This window comes from Candidatus Binataceae bacterium, from assembly GCA_036495685.1.
In the GTDB taxonomy this organism is placed as follows: domain Bacteria; phylum Desulfobacterota; class Binatia; order Binatales; family Binataceae; genus JAFAHS01.
This window is the reverse complement of the sequence record DASXMJ010000037.1, coordinates 1-14,212: the sequence shown is the minus strand read 5'-3', so window position 1 is coordinate 14,212 and position 14,212 is coordinate 1. Positions and strand designations below refer to the sequence as shown.

At 61.2% G+C, this 14,212-nt stretch carries 15 protein-coding genes and 1 riboswitch; of the genes, 4 read left to right on the top strand and 11 right to left on the bottom strand.

Annotated elements, in window-relative coordinates:
* Positions 1–132 precede the first annotated feature (132 nt).
* Complete coding sequence (locus VGI36_04180) at positions 133–585, bottom strand: hypothetical protein (GenBank protein ID HEY2484319.1); 453 nt, start codon at positions 583–585, stop codon at positions 133–135.
* A 156-nt stretch (positions 586–741) separates the two neighbouring features.
* A complete protein-coding gene (locus VGI36_04175; protein HEY2484318.1) occupies positions 742–1,179 on the bottom strand; it encodes a tetratricopeptide repeat protein in 438 nt (145 codons plus the stop codon).
* A 119-nt stretch (positions 1,180–1,298) separates the two neighbouring features.
* Here VGI36_04175 and VGI36_04170 point away from each other — a divergent pair, with 119 nt between their 5' ends.
* Complete coding sequence (locus tag VGI36_04170; protein ID HEY2484317.1) at positions 1,299–2,033, top strand: carbonic anhydrase; 735 nt, start codon at positions 1,299–1,301, stop codon at positions 2,031–2,033.
* Between the two features lie 7 nt (positions 2,034–2,040).
* On the opposite strand, the gene VGI36_04165 is transcribed toward VGI36_04170, so the two are convergent.
* Both VGI36_04165 and VGI36_04160 read right to left on the bottom strand, forming a co-directional pair.
* On the bottom strand, positions 2,041–2,451 hold the full coding sequence (locus tag VGI36_04165; protein HEY2484316.1) for a PKD domain-containing protein: 411 nt from the start codon (positions 2,449–2,451) through the stop codon (positions 2,041–2,043).
* A gap of 53 nt (positions 2,452–2,504) precedes the next feature.
* Positions 2,505–3,293 carry an SDR family NAD(P)-dependent oxidoreductase gene (locus VGI36_04160; GenBank protein HEY2484315.1) on the bottom strand — a complete coding sequence of 263 codons (789 nt, stop codon included), beginning with the start codon at positions 3,291–3,293 and terminating at the stop codon, positions 2,505–2,507.
* A 121-nt stretch (positions 3,294–3,414) separates the two neighbouring features.
* Between VGI36_04160 and VGI36_04155 the strand changes: the two genes are divergently transcribed.
* The gene (locus VGI36_04155) at positions 3,415–4,287 is read left to right on the top strand and encodes an alpha/beta hydrolase (GenBank protein HEY2484314.1); all 873 of its coding nucleotides are present in this window, start codon (positions 3,415–3,417) and stop codon (positions 4,285–4,287) included.
* A 110-nt stretch (positions 4,288–4,397) separates the two neighbouring features.
* Here VGI36_04155 and VGI36_04150 read toward each other — a convergent pair whose 3' ends face one another.
* A complete protein-coding gene (locus VGI36_04150; GenBank protein ID HEY2484313.1) occupies positions 4,398–4,739 on the bottom strand; it encodes a hypothetical protein in 342 nt (113 codons plus the stop codon).
* A 185-nt stretch (positions 4,740–4,924) separates the two neighbouring features.
* Here VGI36_04150 and VGI36_04145 point away from each other — a divergent pair, with 185 nt between their 5' ends.
* On the top strand, positions 4,925–6,871 hold the full coding sequence (locus VGI36_04145) for an ABC-F family ATP-binding cassette domain-containing protein (protein ID HEY2484312.1): 1,947 nt from the start codon (positions 4,925–4,927) through the stop codon (positions 6,869–6,871).
* A gap of 268 nt (positions 6,872–7,139) precedes the next feature.
* Here the strand turns inward: VGI36_04145 and VGI36_04140 are convergent, their stop codons facing one another.
* The 6 genes from VGI36_04140 to VGI36_04115 form a co-directional block, all read right to left on the bottom strand.
* Positions 7,140–8,384: an amidohydrolase family protein gene (locus tag VGI36_04140; GenBank protein ID HEY2484311.1), complete on the bottom strand. Its 1,245-nt coding sequence runs from the start codon at positions 8,382–8,384 to the stop codon at positions 7,140–7,142.
* 71 nt (positions 8,385–8,455) lie between these two features.
* A complete protein-coding gene (locus VGI36_04135; protein HEY2484310.1) occupies positions 8,456–9,607 on the bottom strand; it encodes an epoxide hydrolase in 1,152 nt (383 codons plus the stop codon).
* A 141-nt stretch (positions 9,608–9,748) separates the two neighbouring features.
* Positions 9,749–10,966 (bottom strand): acyl-CoA dehydrogenase family protein, encoded by a 1,218-nt coding sequence (locus tag VGI36_04130; GenBank protein HEY2484309.1) that lies wholly within the window; start codon positions 10,964–10,966, stop codon positions 9,749–9,751.
* A 124-nt stretch (positions 10,967–11,090) separates the two neighbouring features.
* Positions 11,091–11,528: a GatB/YqeY domain-containing protein gene (locus VGI36_04125; GenBank protein ID HEY2484308.1), complete on the bottom strand. Its 438-nt coding sequence runs from the start codon at positions 11,526–11,528 to the stop codon at positions 11,091–11,093.
* A gap of 224 nt (positions 11,529–11,752) precedes the next feature.
* The gene (locus tag VGI36_04120) at positions 11,753–12,268 is read right to left on the bottom strand and encodes a hypothetical protein (GenBank protein ID HEY2484307.1); all 516 of its coding nucleotides are present in this window, start codon (positions 12,266–12,268) and stop codon (positions 11,753–11,755) included.
* Positions 12,269–12,528: 260 nt separating this feature from the next.
* A complete protein-coding gene (locus VGI36_04115) occupies positions 12,529–13,302 on the bottom strand; it encodes an energy transducer TonB (protein ID HEY2484306.1) in 774 nt (257 codons plus the stop codon).
* Positions 13,303–13,545: 243 nt separating this feature from the next.
* A riboswitch (cobalamin riboswitch) is annotated at positions 13,546–13,689 on the bottom strand.
* Positions 13,690–13,852: 163 nt separating this feature from the next.
* Between VGI36_04115 and VGI36_04110 the strand changes: the two genes are divergently transcribed.
* On the top strand, positions 13,853–14,212 hold a 360-nt coding region (locus tag VGI36_04110; protein HEY2484305.1), incomplete at its 3' end, for a hypothetical protein.

Below are 14,212 nucleotides of genomic sequence, written 5' to 3'. Positions count from 1 at the left end.
GTGAGAAAATTCACCAACCGGAGGTCTCAGGGAAGCGCTTGCAGATGGTTTTGACGACCAACCTCGGCTTGGAGCATAGGGCATGAGTCCCGCCACAACCTGACGGTTGTAGGGCGCGGAATATACCGGGGCTCACCCCGCAACGCGGCGGCGCAGGCGACGGCGCTGCTGGCTCATACTTTTGGCGCGCGGCGTTATCTTGAGGCGCAGATGATGGGTGGACTTGGGCAGGCTCACGCCTCTACGCATCTCGTGCTTCCAGGTGATCATGCGTCTGCGCAAAACCACGGGATTTATGCCCAGGCATTCGCAGACAGTTTCGAAGCTGAAGGCGTGGCGGCTGCAGCAATCGCTCATAATCCATCGCTCGGAATCCACGTACAGCATCCGTTTGCGGGTGCTCCGCGAGAGAGCTCCCTGCTGGTACACGTTGATGGCGTCCGCCAGCAGCGCCAGCATCAAGCGCTGTTCGCCGGTCAGCCGATGACCGCCCGAAAAATCGTAGTATTGACTTGGGAGAATTTGGTGCAGCCCGATGATGCCGTCGAGGATTGCGTCGGATCCGAATTGTACCGCGCCAGCCATGCTTCCATCTCAAAGGGAGGAGCCGGAACCGGGTGGTGTGAGTCCACTCAAGTCCGCTCATCAACCGCGATGAGACCATCCCTTGCACGGTTAAACCTGCGATCGCGGATTTTTGTTCCCGAAAACTTGGGCTAAGAAAGCGTAGAGCCAGGGGGGTTACCGGGGCGATGCTCCCAGGCGATCGATCGCGTTGTGCGCCTCGGTTTCGGCAGCAGACTCTCCTGGATCGCTGCTGGAGGCGGCGCTTTGATAGTGAGCCATGGCCTGGCCCTTGTCATTGAGAGCTTCGTAAGCGCGGCCAACGTTTAACTCGGCACGCGCGTTACCCGGGCAGGCCGCAAGCGCGTCCTGGTAATAGCCGAGTGCGCCGGAGAAGTCGCCAGCCGCAAATTTGTCGCCCCCCTGACGCGTCGCCTGCGCCATAACATCATGGTCGCATGAACCCGAGGCTGGCGGAGAAGTGTGGGAGGCATTTTGTGCCTTTATCTCCTCAATCTGCTCCTGCATTTGCTCTATCTGCTTCTGCTGCTGCTCAACCTGCGCCTGGTTGGCCTGCAGCGCTGCCGACTGGCACGCCACGAGAGTAAGGGTCACCCAAACGAACAACGTTATCAGAGGCACAGATGGGGAGCGGCACGTCATCGCGCTGGAGCATACCGGGCGGTTATCCTCGGCTGTCAACATCTGGTGAGCCTGCTTTAGAAGCGCAGTGAATGATGTGCTATGGTCCCGCAATGCAAAATCCGAGACTTCGACGTGCGCTCACCGGCATCCTCTTTATCCTCGGCATAGGGGGCCTATTAGTAGTTAAGAGCCTCGCGCCGGCGCGAGCCGCTGCTCCTCCCTCCGGCGCGAGTCCGGCGGACGCCCTGAAGCTGTTGCTGGAGGGAAATCAGCGTTTTGCCGACGGCAAGCCGGTGCGCCCCAATCAGGACGCATCTCGCCGGGCAGCTTTGGTCGGTGGGCAGCAACCGTTTGCCGCCATCCTGTCGTGCTCCGATTCGCGAACCGCACCTGAGATCATCTTCGACCGCGGTCTGGGCGACCTGTTTATCGTGCGCAACGCAGGCAACGTGCCCAGTCCGCTAGTACTGGAAGGTCTTCACTTCGCGGCTGCGCACCTGGGCACCCGCCTGATCCTGGTGCTGGGCCATACCAAGTGCGGGGCAGTAGCCGCGACCTTGTCGGGGCAAACCGGAGACATCCCGGAAACGGCAAAAGAGATTGAGCCGGTAGTAGCAAAGTCGAAATCCATGTCCGGCGACGCGCTGGACAACGCGATTTCAGAAAACGTTCGATTGACGGTACAGAAGCTTTCAAGCGAGACGCCGCTGGCGGAGATGGTAAAAGCCGGCGATCTCCAGATCGTCGGCGCCGTGTATCACTTGGACAGCGGCCGCGTGATCGTGCTCGACCAATCTACGGCGGCTGTCGCGCCGTCAAAATAGCCGAACCTCACGGGCCGGCGCGTACCACCACGCCGGCAATGCCCGTGGAATTAAGACCGTCGGCGGTCGTGCCGGTCACTTCGACGACATAGCTGCCGGGATTTGCGTAGGTGTGGTAGAAGAGCGTCGGCGGAAGAGTTGAGAGCTGGCCGTCGCCGAAGCTCCACCGATAGCTGACAATCGGGGCCGAGTTTGGATTGGTGTTGGTAACTAGGAATCCCACCACCATCGGGGCGGTCCCATAGGTCGGAATCGGTTGAACCATCAATCGCGGTGCATGGGGAAACTCGATCGATGGCGACGCGCCCGCGCTCGGCGCGCCCATCGCACCGCTCGTGTCGGGTGACACCATGTCGGGTTCCTGTGCAGTCGATACTCCGCGGCCCGCACCCAAACACGCGACCACGAGCAGCGCCAAGAAGAGTTGCGATCGACGGGCACGTCGACCGTCGCTCGCGCTTTGGCCGAGCGTCACTGCATCACGACCCCGCCGTCGGGATGAAGAATCGAGCCGGTATAGTATCGCCCTTCCTCGCTGGCGAGGAACAACGCGGTATTCGCGACATCGACCGGTTCACCCATCCTCCGCATCGGCACCCGCTCGATGAGTCCCTTCATAAAACCTTCCGCTTGCTGGATGTTTGCGGTCATCGGCGTGTTGATGAATCCGGGCCCGATCGCATTGGCGGTGATACCGTAAGGAGCCAGTTCCACGGCGAGGACCTTGGTCAGCATCCAGACGCCGGCCTTGCTGACGGAATACTCGCCCACTCCGGGTGTTGGCAGCTTGGCCGCACCCGAAGAGATGTTGATGATTCGTCCGCCCTTGCCCGCCTTGATCATCGCGCGCGCAACTTCGCGGTCGGTGAGGAAAACACCATCGAGATTGACGCTCAGGACCTTCTTCCAATCCGCAAGCGGCTTCTCGGACAGCGGACCCATCGCGGGTGTGCCTTCCTCGCCGTAGCGCGCGTGCGAAATTCCGGCGGCTGCGACCAGGACATCGAGACCACCCAGTTCCCCAACGCAGCGCTCCACCATCATGGTGACTTCCCGTTCGACGCTGGTATCGACCTGATGCGCCAACGCTTTGCGGCCGAGCGCGCGTACCTTGGCCGCAGTTTCTTCAGCAGCCCCCAGGTGGCGATCAGCGATGCAAAGGTTGGCGCCCTCTTCCGCGAAACGAATTGCGGTGGCCCGTCCGATGCCGCTCGCGCCGCCAGTGATCAGTGCATTCTTTCCTTCGAGTCTCAGGCTCATCGCTGCTCATCTCCGATGATCGCGCGAGGGCGATTTTGATTGGTGTTACCACGCACCGCAGCTCCGCTGCCAGCGTATGCCAAGCTATGCTCGGCTGCCGGGCTCGCATAGGATAACCGCGATGACGCATCAGCAAGCGGCTACCGCGTGGCCGGAGCCGACCAGCCGGTTCATTGAAGTCGACGGCGTCAAGCTTCACTACCTGGACTGGGGCGGAGACCCGGGCAAACACACTTTTCTTCTGCTTCACGGGGGCGCTGCGCACGTGCATTGGTGGGACGCGGTCGCGCCCTTGCTCGTGCCGTATGGGCGCGTTATCGCTCTGGATTTTCGCGGGCATGGACGCAGCGCGTGGGCCAATCCGCCCCACTACGGTCCGCAATGGTACCTGCACGACGTGGGCGGCGTGATCGATCATCTTGGCACGCGCACAATCCTGGTCGGTCATTCCATGGGCGGCGCGGTTGCACAATGGTTCGCGACCACGTACCCCGACAAGCTCGAGGCGCTAATCGTGGTCGATGCGCCGCACGGCCCACCCCCGTTACTGCGCAGATTGATGTGGCGGTGGCGGCGCAAGGCGCGGGGAGGGGCGCGGCCGCAGCTGGATTCGGCCGAGGCGATCAAACGAAAGTTCAGGCTCCAACCCCCGGGAACCTATCTCACCAAACCGGATCTGGAGAGGCTCGCGCTGCTGGGCTCCGAGCAATTGCCAAATGGCTGGTGGGCGTTTCGGCTCGACCCGAACACCCGCTCATGGCGTAAGTTCGAAGGCAGAACGCGCAAGCCGCAGATCAAGAAACTGAAAATACCGGTGCTGATTCTGCGCGGCGCGGAGAGCACGCTGGTAAGGGCGAGGCAGGCGCGCCGGATGCATCGGAAGATCCGATATTCGACCTTCAAGGAAATTCCCCGCGCCTTCCATCATGTGTCGCTGGATAATCCCACCGGTACCGCAGAAGCTATCATCGAGTTCGTGGAATCGGTCCTCTGAGCGCTACGGCAGGCGCACTGATCTGCGGCGCTCCGTTCGCCCCCTGCTCGCCAGTAGAGGTAAGCAGACCACGGCCCAGGCCCTGCACAGGCCGCTCGCAGCGGCGGTGTTCAGGACTTCAACAGGAAGTCGCTCAGGTCCATAGCGAATTTGCCGTCGGTCAGACTCATCGCCTTGGGTGAGCGTCTCAGCTGGAGCCGACCGATGTCTTGATCGCGCGGGAGCAGGAAAATGGTATCGCCCGCGTCGATGGCTAAGATGCGCACTCGCTCCTCACCGCGGCGTTCCATCCCAGCGACTTCATAAGGGTTCACATGATAGCCAAAGCCGCGCGCGCGGATTACGCGGCCGTCGCATTCTTCGACGACACCGACGAAGATTCGGGTGTTGTCGTCGCGGAACAGGCGCCTGTCGATTATTACCACGCGATCGCCATCGCGCACTGCCGGCATCGTCACAGCCCTCCGTCGGTTTCCATTTTACTATTGCGCAACCCTCAACTCACGCGGGCGGCGTGACTGATTATCTAGTTGCCAACCAGCCCCGATGATTCTGGGGTCGGGTTGCGTCGCATTGAGCCGCTCCGTGCGCCGCCTTTCTAGGAGGGACTCTGACTGGTACGATCTCAGTTTCGTTCATGCTTGCGTTAGACAACCTTACCAAGTCGTTCGGTGCTCGAATCATTCTTGACCAAGTGACCTGGTCGATGAATGACGACGCACGAGTCGGCCTGGTCGGACTTAATGGCGCCGGTAAGTCGACCCTGTTACGTCTGATTGCCGAGGTGTCCACCCCCGATTCCGGGCGAATCGCCCGCCCGCAGAAGACACGGGTCGGCTACCTGGCCCAGGACGCCCCGGAGATGGGCGGGCGCGATGTACTCGCGGAAACGCTTTCGGCGCTCGACCGCGTGCAGGTGCTAGATCGCCGCCGCCGCGAAGTCGAGGAGATACTAGCACGTGAGCACTCGGGGCCACTGCACGATTCCGCCCTGTCCGAGCTGGGCGACATCCTGCACGAGCTGGAACGCCACGATTTCTACAGCGCCGAGAGCCGCGCGACCGCCGTGCTGTTCGGGCTGGGGTTCAAAGAGGAGGATCTGACTCGCGAGGTCGCCGAATTCTCGGGCGGCATCCGGATGCGGATTGCGCTGGCGAAGTTGCTGCTCGACGCGCCCGATTTCTTGATGCTCGACGAACCGACCAACCATCTGGATATCGAGGCCCGCAACTGGCTGGAAGATTTTCTGCAGTCGTACACCGGCGGAATAATCCTCGTTTCGCACGACCGTTACTTTCTCGACCGTGTGACGTCCCGGACGGTAGAAGTCGCGCGCGGCAAACTGACCGAATACCAGGGCAACTACTCGCGCTATCTGGTTCAGCGCGAAGAACGCTTTCAGCTCGAGATGTCCGCCTACGAAAAACAGCGGGTGGAAATCGACCACCTGGAGGCGTTTATCAGCCGCTTCCGCTATCAAAAGAGCAAAGCCGCCCTGGTGCAGAGCCGAATCAGGCAACTCGAGAAACTGGACCGACTTAAGCCGCCGGTGGGAGCCGAAAAACCTCCGGCGATTAACTTTCCAGCATGCCAACGCGGTGCGCGGCGCGTATTCGAGCTACGCGAGATCGCAAAGCGCTACGGCGAGCTCGTGGTTTACGACGGCGTCGACCTGGTAATCGAACGCGGGCAGAAAGTGGCCCTGGTCGGACCCAACGGCGCCGGGAAGTCGACGCTGATGAAACTGATGGCGGGAATTGAGCCGCTGACTGGCGGTCAACTAGTCGTGGGTGACAAGGTGGTCGCGGGGTACTTCGCGCAGAACCTTGCGGAGTCGCTCAACTACGACAACACCGTCTTCAAGGAACTCAGCGACCACGCCGAGGCTATGAGGACGCCCGAGATCCGCGGCCTGCTTGGTGCGCTGCTCTTTTCTGGTGACGAGGTCGAGAAACGTGCCGGGGTACTGTCGGGCGGCGAGCGAGCCCGTCTGGCGTTGGCCAAAGTGCTCGCGCAACGCAACAACTGCCTGCTGCTGGACGAGCCGACCAACAACCTGGATATCATCGCCAAGGACACGCTCCTGGAAGCCCTGCGCCGTTTCCTCGGCACCGTAATTATCGTGAGTCATGACCGGCACGTGCTAAATGAGCTGGTTACCGAAGTCATCGAGGTTGGTCAGGGCCACGCGATTCGCTACCTCGGCAACTACGATGACTACCTTGCCAAGAAAGCGGAGATGGAAGTGCGCGCGGCGGCGGTTGCGAACGGAACGCCGTCTAAGCCGCCACCCGCCGCGCTGCAGCGCGAGGGGCGCGGGCAAGTCTCGCCCGATCGCGAGCGAGAGCGCGAGCAGAAGCGGCGTTCAGAACACGCGGCCAAGGAGCGCTCGCGAATCGAGGCTGACATCGAGAAGAAGGAGAGCGAGCGCGCCGCGCTGGCCCAGGAAATGAACGATCCCAATTTCTATCTGGCACGAAAAGACGCAGACCAGCTGATCGCCAAGTACGAGAGGCTGGGACGCGAGGTGGATAAGCTGTATGGCGACCTGGAGAAATACGAAGGGCCCACCGCAGCAAGATAACCGTCACGCCAGGCCGCTGGTCAGCTAGCCCTGACCCGCAAGTCGCCCAGTCTCCCATTCCCAGACCAGCGACAGAAACAAGTGGGGAGCGTCTATTTCCTCCTACCGTACTAGCGGAACCCCTCAGATTGCGATGCACATGAGCATTGTTGCAAGGGCCGCGTCTTTCGCCTGCTCTCATCGGAAGATTACCACGACCAAGCTTGCCGGCGGCGCCATCGGTCCAGCGGTGCTGAATCCGCGAAATCCGATTGCTTCTGCAGCCTGATCACAGCTCGTTTTTGTAGATGATTCCGTCCTTCATTATTAGTCTGAGGTTTTTTCCGGGATTGGTCAGGACTCTTAGGTCGACCAGCGGGTTGCCGTCGACTGCCAGCAGGTCGGCGTAGGCTCCCTCGGCCACAACTCCAAGGTTCCCGGTTTGATTCAGAAGGTCGGCGTTGATGCGGGTAGCGGACCGGACGATATTCGCCGGTTCGTCGAGGTCGATTCGCATTGTAAATTCGCGGACCTGGCAGTGCTGGGCTTCGGGTCCCCATAAATCGGTTCCCATGGCGATAGGAACCCCATAGCGTTTCGCCCATCGGTAAACCTGATGGCCCCTCGCGACCGTCGCCTCAAGATTGTTCACAATGCCTGGGGAGAGTCTGGTCTCGGGCGCCGATTCGATTCGCTGCACGAGCGATATAAAGGTGGGGTCGAGAAAGGCGCGCGCGCGGGCCATCCGTTCGACCGTGGCTTCGCTGACGAAGTTGGCGTGCTCGATTGATCGCACGCCCGCTTCGAGACAGCGGCGGACGGCATCGTCGGTGTAGGCGTGTGCCATTACGTAGGTGCCGCGGGCATTCGCCTCTTCGACAATCGCGCGCAACTCGTCCATCGAGTATTCGTAAAGCGTGGCGTGAGCTTCCGAAGGAAACACCACGCCGCCCGAGGCGAATACTTTTATCTGTGAGGCACCGCGCCGCAGCTCTTCGCGAGCCGCCCTGCGCACCTGATCGATTCCATCGGCGATTATCGACATCACCGAAAACGGTCCCGGTTGTCCGCAGGGGTCAGTGACCTCATCGGGAGTCCGGAAGTCGGCCCCGCCACCGGTCTGGGTCAGTGCGCGCCCTGAATAGAAGAGGCGTGGACCAATCAGGTTGCCCTCATTCAACAGGCGCGCGACGGTGTGATCGGCTCCGCCGGCTTCCCGCAGCGAGGTAAACCCGTCCATCAGGCTGGCTTTGAGATAGTGGGCGGCGGCATCGGCGATTTGTTGCGCCGAATAGTTGCTGTTCTTGGGGCTCAGGGACAAGCCGGTGATGTGTGCGTGCGCATCGATTAGACCCGGCATCAGGGTACGGCCGCCGACATCGATAACCCGCGCGCCTTCGCGCGCCAGCGGAGTTTTGGAAACCGACGCTATCCGATTCCCCTCGATGAGAACCTCGAAAGACTTCTGCAGGTCCGGGAATCCGTCGAGCACCAGATTCGCGTTAGTGAGGAGGGTTTTGGCGGGCGCCTCCATCTCGATCCTCAGATTACGAAGAATTCACGGATTGGGAAATCTGCACAATCTGCGAAATCGGCGATTTCTTTCTAGTTCTGCTCCCTGAAAAAGGCGCGGATGTCTTCGGCGAGAAGCCTGGGTTCCTCCATGGCAGCGAAATGGCCTCCCCTCGCCATCGGAGTCCAGCGCTGCACATTCAGGACGCGTTCCGCCCAGTGCCGCGGCGGACGGGCCAGCTCGCCGGGGAACAGTGCGACAGCGGCCGGCGTTTGGATGCGGGTGCCGGGCTTAAGGCGCCAGGGATGGTGGCGCGCCTCGTAGTAAAGCCGGGTCGATGAATTAATCGACCCGGTAATCCAATAGATCATGACGTTGGTGAGCAACTGATCCTTGGTGAAGCGCGACTCGAGGTTGCCGTGGCAATCGCTCCAGGTACGGAACTTCTCGACGATCCATGCGGCAAGGCCGGCAGGCGAGTCGTTGAGACCATAGGCGAGCGTCTGCGGCTTGGTTCCCTGGATCCATTGGTAGCCGGTCTCAGCGGTACGGAACTTTTCCATTTCGCCGAGAAAGACTTTTTCTTCCGGCGTCAGCTCGGGGGCGTTACGGCCCTCGGTGGGGCCGACCGGAATCATGTTGAGGTGAATGCCATAGAGATACGACGGGTAGGCCTCGCCTATCCGCGCGGTGATCACGGAACCCCAATCACCGCCTTGCACCGCGAAGCGCGGGAAGCCAAGCGTTTCGGTCATGAGCTTGAAGAAGATGTCGGCAATCGCCTGGATGTTCATTGCGCGCGCCTTCGCGTGGCCGGAAAAACCATAGCCGGGAAGCGATGGCGCAACTACGGTGAATGAGTCGCTCGCCTCACCGCCGTGCGCGGCGGGGTCAGTGAGCATCGGGATGATTTCCATAAACTCATAGACCGACCCGGGCCAGCCGTGGATGAGAAGCAGTGGCTTGGGATTGGGGCCGCGTCCTTCTTCGTGGATGAAGTGCAGATCGAGGTCTGTGATCTCGGTGCGAAAATGACGCAGGCTGTTCAGATGCTTTTCGTGCTTGCGCCAGTCGTATCGTGTGCGCCAGTAGTCGACGAGCTCGCGCAGATAGGCGAGGTTGGTTCCGTATTCCCAGGCAGTATCGGGCACTTCGTCCGGAAAGCGCGTTTGGTCGAGCCGAGCTTTGAGATCGGCAAGGACCTCGTCGCGTATCTTGATAGAAAATGGTTCGACTTTGGCCATGTGGTTGCTCTTAGCGTGTGCAGGCACGCGTGCAGGGTGACGCGACCCTGTTGGTATATACCCGGGCTTGCGGGGACCGGATGAACTCTCGGCAAAGACCGGTTGACCCAGTGTCCGGGTTGATCCTCCTGCGACCCTCTCTCACAGCAAATCCGCCCCGCCGGTTGCCGCTCGGGTGCTCCCGTCGCGCTTGTATGCTTCAATCGTGTGGCGCGCGATTTGGGTCAGGTGCACCTCGTCGGCTCCATCGACCAGCCGGGCCGAACGTGCGTGACGCAGCATCGACTCCAGCGGCGTGTCGGTCGAGTAGCCCAGAGCACCGTGAATCTGAATCGCGCGGTCCACGATACGCCACAGGGTATTGGCGACGTGATGCTTCGCCATCGAGACTTCCTGCCGGAACGGGAGCTTGTTCTCGATCAGATAGGCGCTATGCAGGACCATGAGCTTGCTCTGGTAGAGCTCCATGACCGACTCGGAAATCTTGAATTGAATGGCCTGCTTGTCGATCAGTTTGCCACCCTGCACCTGACGCTCCATCGCGCGCTTGAGCATCATCTCGAGCGCGACTTCCGCGTTACCGATCCAGCGCATGCAATGCGCAAGCCGTGCCGGTCCCAGCCGCACTTGACCCAGAGTGTGGCCCTGCCCGCGCGGACCTAGCATCGAATCGGCAGGCACGATGCAATTCTTGAAACGAATCTCGCAATGATTGCCCCTGCCGGCCATCGTGTCGATGTCGCGGACGATTTCGAAACCCGGGTTGGGCAGATCGACGATGAAGGCAGAATTGCGCGCCTGTGGCGGTTCCGCCTCTGGATCGGTACGCGCGATCACTATGGCGAACTTAGCGCCATGCGCGCCTGAGATAAACCATTTGTGTCCGTTGATTACCCAATTGTCACCCTGCTTTTCGGCATGGGTCTGAATCTGAGTCGGGTCGGAGCCCGCCACCTCGGGCTCGGTCATCGCGAAGCACGAGCGCACGCGGCCTTCACACAGCGGACGCAGATACTTCTCCTTTTGCGCGGGAGTGGCGAAGTGCAGCAACGTGTGCATGTTGCCTTCATCGGGCGCCTGGCAATTCACGATGAACGGCGCGAGGCGATTGCGGCCGCATTCGGCGGAGATCATCGCGATCCCCAGCGGCCCGAGGCCGAGCCCGCCGAATTCCGGCGGCATGTGTGGGAGCCAGAGACCTCTTTGGCGGGCCTTGCGGCGCAGCTCGATGATTCCCTCGCGCCATTGGCCGGTTTTCTGCATCTGAGATTCAGCCGGCTCGATCTCTTCCTGGATAAATGCCCGCATCTGGTCGCGAAGCTCGAGTACCTGCTCGGGCATTGTGAAATCAATCGACATTCTTACTTACCTCGCGGACCTCGTGTGCGTCATGACTGCTACCGGGAAACGCGGCGGTGCGTCAATAATAAAAAGGCAACTAATCCCCGGATTTCCTGGCTGTACACGGTGCACAGTTCGAGGATCACTCTCCCTTCTTCGACAAAGCTTCTCTGGCGAGTTCGCTTGCGACTTTGCCATCGAGGCGAGCACCGAACTGGTCACGCAACGCCTTCATCAGCGGGCCCATCTGGGCAGCGCCGCCGGCGATGGCTTCGGCGATCGTGGCGCGGAGTTCTTCGGCGGAGACCTCGGCGGGCAGGTATCCCGAGAGAATTTTGGCTTCGGTTTCGTTCTGCCCGATCAAGTCGGCGCGATTCGCTTGCCGGGCAAAGCCGAGCGCCTCTTCGCGGCGGGCTCGCTCGCGTTTGATGACCTGCGTGATCTCCGCCTCGTTGGCTTCGCGGCGGGCGTCCTTTTCGACGCGGGTTATCTCCGCTAGCAATCCGCGAATCGCCATCGTGCGCCGAGTATCGCCGCTTTTCATCGCGCCCTTAAGATCGTCCTGGAGTTTTTTTTTCATGTCGGTCGATCGGTCTGCTGGCTTTCGCTCCACACCGCCGGGATGCGCGGCACCAACGGCCCCCGGGCCGACGCCTTCTTCTCGCCCGGTGGATCGCTACAGTCTCGACCGGACTCTGCGATTGACGGGAGCGCAGACGAGCCGTCGTTCTCCACGCCGCCGCTCGCCCGCGATTCAACGGGCAGCGGGTTTTGCGTGATATCGCACGGAACCACGCCCGCGAATTACTTGTTCGCCGCTTTCTCCTTGTCGCTCCCGGACTCTACATCTTCCCACTTGGCCGGTTCGCTGCTGGTAAACTTGGTGCCTTCGAACTTGTAGTCAAACACCAATGCTTTCTTCTTCCCGGTCGGAGTGCCTTTAGTCGGATCGCTCTTCTTTGGCTTGTACTCGGAGCCGGTGAGCTTCGCTTCTACGGCGTCGCTGCCTTTTGGCATGTAGCTGAAAGCGGCCTTCTCAAGGTCCACATACGGCTGGCCGGACGATTTCTTCTCGCTTTCCTGGGCGAGAAACTGGTCGGAATCGTTAGCGACCGCATCGAAGAGTGCCTTTTGCTGGGCCTGACTCAATGGATTTTTCGGCGCTGGTCCGCTTTGCGCGGGCCCCCCTCGCTGGGCGCCCCCACCGCCCACGTTGAGCTCCTTCTTGACTTCGATCGCATTCGCGCTCGCCGGACCCAGGAAAGCGGTCAACAGAAGGGCGATGGCGAAAATCCTGTAAGCACTTGGTTTGTCGGTCATTTTCGTAACACCCCCGTTCCCTGGTCGGCTTATACCACGCTGCCCGTGCATTAAAAATTGGGCCCGAGAGCGGAGGACGGTGGCACACCCATCCGTACAGTCTCAACCTATCTCTGTCGTATACCCGTCCGAAGGATCTCACACGCATAGGCGGGGTGAGACCTCGAGCTCGAGGTGACGCTTTGACCGAACTCTCGACCTGGAGCCCGAGGTGCGCGGACACCGTTGCGCTCTCATTGGACAAGCCTATTGGGAGGGCTTCAGCGGAGCGCGAAGCGGATCGGGACCAAGACCCAGCTTTCCACCGGGTGTCCGTCGTTGCGTTTGGCTGGGACGAAGCGCCAGCGTTTACTCACGGTGTCAAGGGCGGACCGATCGAGGTCAGCGAAGCCTGATGATTCAGCAATTTCGATTCGCTCCACGGAGCCGTCGATAGCAACCAGCACGTGCAGCGTCACGGTGCCCTGTTCTGCGCGCTGGCGCGAGCGGGCCGGATACATCGGCGCGGGGTTGGCGCCGTAGTCCGCATGGGCGATTCGAATGCCGGCGCCGCCGAGTCCATCGCTAATAGTGTCGCCGTTCCCGGAACCCTCACCAGAGCCTCCGGCGGATGCGGATCCACGATGCTGCGATGATGGGCCGCGCTCCGCGCTCTTGCGGCCGAATGGACGAAGGTCGCCTGCGCTGAGACTCGCCATCACGCCCGGGCGAGGCAAGGTCCGGATTTCGTCGCGGACGTCAACGTCGAGGAGCTTCGATGCAACGGCGTCGCCGGAGAGAGCGGAGCGTATCGGCGCTTCCGGTATCGACGCCGGTTCGATTTTGATGGCGGGCAGTCCTTTTGCCCCACCTGCGGTCCCGCCGTTCCCAGGCCCGACCTCGACCAGGTAGGCGAGCACCCAGTCGTGGCCCCCTCCGCTTAGGCGGGGAGCAGAATAGAGGATCAACGCGATTAGGGCTGCGTGAGCAAGAATCGATGCTGCCAAGGACACAAAATGGCGTCGCGAATTCGCCGCGGAATTTACACGGCTCACTTCCGGTGGCACCTCGTTCACTCCCGGTAACGGCAAAGACTGGGTCACCTATCAGGGAGACAGGGTTGCCACCCCAGCACCGAATGAGTGTCCTCATTCGACGCGACGCGAACGGGTGTGAGTCTACGATGTCCGCCTTTTACCAACCCGCTGCCTTTCTCGTCGGGAAAGGGGCGGCAGGTCCGCGTGCGATAGGAAGGTGAATGCGCACGCGCCCGAAGCCTCCCTCACCCGCGAAGGTCCAATCGGCTCCATCGACTCGGTCGGTAGTCTGGCTTGGAGCAGCCGTCGTCGCTCTGCTCCCCACAGTTGCGGGGCAGCGCCGGCTTTGAACCGGCTTTCCCGACCTGAGCCGTAGATGACACTACCCCGTTGCGGCAAGCAGTCAATACATTGCTTTTGCGGCGGGGACGAGAAAGACGAGTCGCCGCCCTCATGCGGAATGGTCTCAATACCGCCGCTGGCCGCCGCCGCCTCCGCCCGGGTTGGGTGGGCCGTGGCCACCTCCGCCGTGGCCTCCCCCGCCGCCCGCCGGGGCCGGATGGAACGCGTGGACCTGCTGCTGATGGTAGCGCTCGAGCGCTTGCTGCTGTTGGGCGTGGCGCTGCTGGAGTTGTTGCTGCATCATATGGGCACGTGCGTTGTTTTCCTCCTGTCTGACGCGCTGCTGCTCGAAGTTCTGCATTTCCGCGTTGTGCCTTTGGTGCATCGCAGCAACCTGCTGAGCGTGCTGCTCTTCGGTGTTGATCTGCTCATGATGGTTTTGCGCGTGCGCACGTTCGAGCGCATTCAATTGCTCGCTGTGCCGGTTCTGCATGGCCTGGAGCTGCTCGGTGTGCTGGCGCGCGAGCTCCTGTTGCTGTTCGAGACGCTGCCGTTCAAGCGCTTGAATTTCCTGATTGTGCTGACG

Bases quoted from the DNA above. Each gene is read 5' to 3' on its own strand.
- VGI36_04180 (HEY2484319.1), bottom strand. From the start codon at position 585: ATGGCTGGCGCGGTACAATTCGGATCCGACGCAATCCTCGACGGCATC.
- VGI36_04170 (HEY2484317.1), top strand. From the start codon at position 1,299: ATGATGTGCTATGGTCCCGCAATGCAAAATCCGAGACTTCGACGTGCG.
- VGI36_04160 (HEY2484315.1), bottom strand. From the start codon at position 3,293: ATGAGCCTGAGACTCGAAGGAAAGAATGCACTGATCACTGGCGGCGCG.
- VGI36_04155 (HEY2484314.1), top strand. From the start codon at position 3,415: ATGACGCATCAGCAAGCGGCTACCGCGTGGCCGGAGCCGACCAGCCGG.
- VGI36_04150 (HEY2484313.1), bottom strand. From the start codon at position 4,739: ATGCCGGCAGTGCGCGATGGCGATCGCGTGGTAATAATCGACAGGCGC.
- VGI36_04145 (HEY2484312.1), top strand. From the start codon at position 4,925: ATGCTTGCGTTAGACAACCTTACCAAGTCGTTCGGTGCTCGAATCATT.
- VGI36_04140 (HEY2484311.1), bottom strand. From the start codon at position 8,384: ATGGAGGCGCCCGCCAAAACCCTCCTCACTAACGCGAATCTGGTGCTC.
- VGI36_04135 (HEY2484310.1), bottom strand. From the start codon at position 9,607: ATGGCCAAAGTCGAACCATTTTCTATCAAGATACGCGACGAGGTCCTT.
- VGI36_04130 (HEY2484309.1), bottom strand. From the start codon at position 10,966: ATGTCGATTGATTTCACAATGCCCGAGCAGGTACTCGAGCTTCGCGAC.
- VGI36_04125 (HEY2484308.1), bottom strand. From the start codon at position 11,528: ATGAAAAAAAAACTCCAGGACGATCTTAAGGGCGCGATGAAAAGCGGC.
- VGI36_04120 (HEY2484307.1), bottom strand. From the start codon at position 12,268: ATGACCGACAAACCAAGTGCTTACAGGATTTTCGCCATCGCCCTTCTG.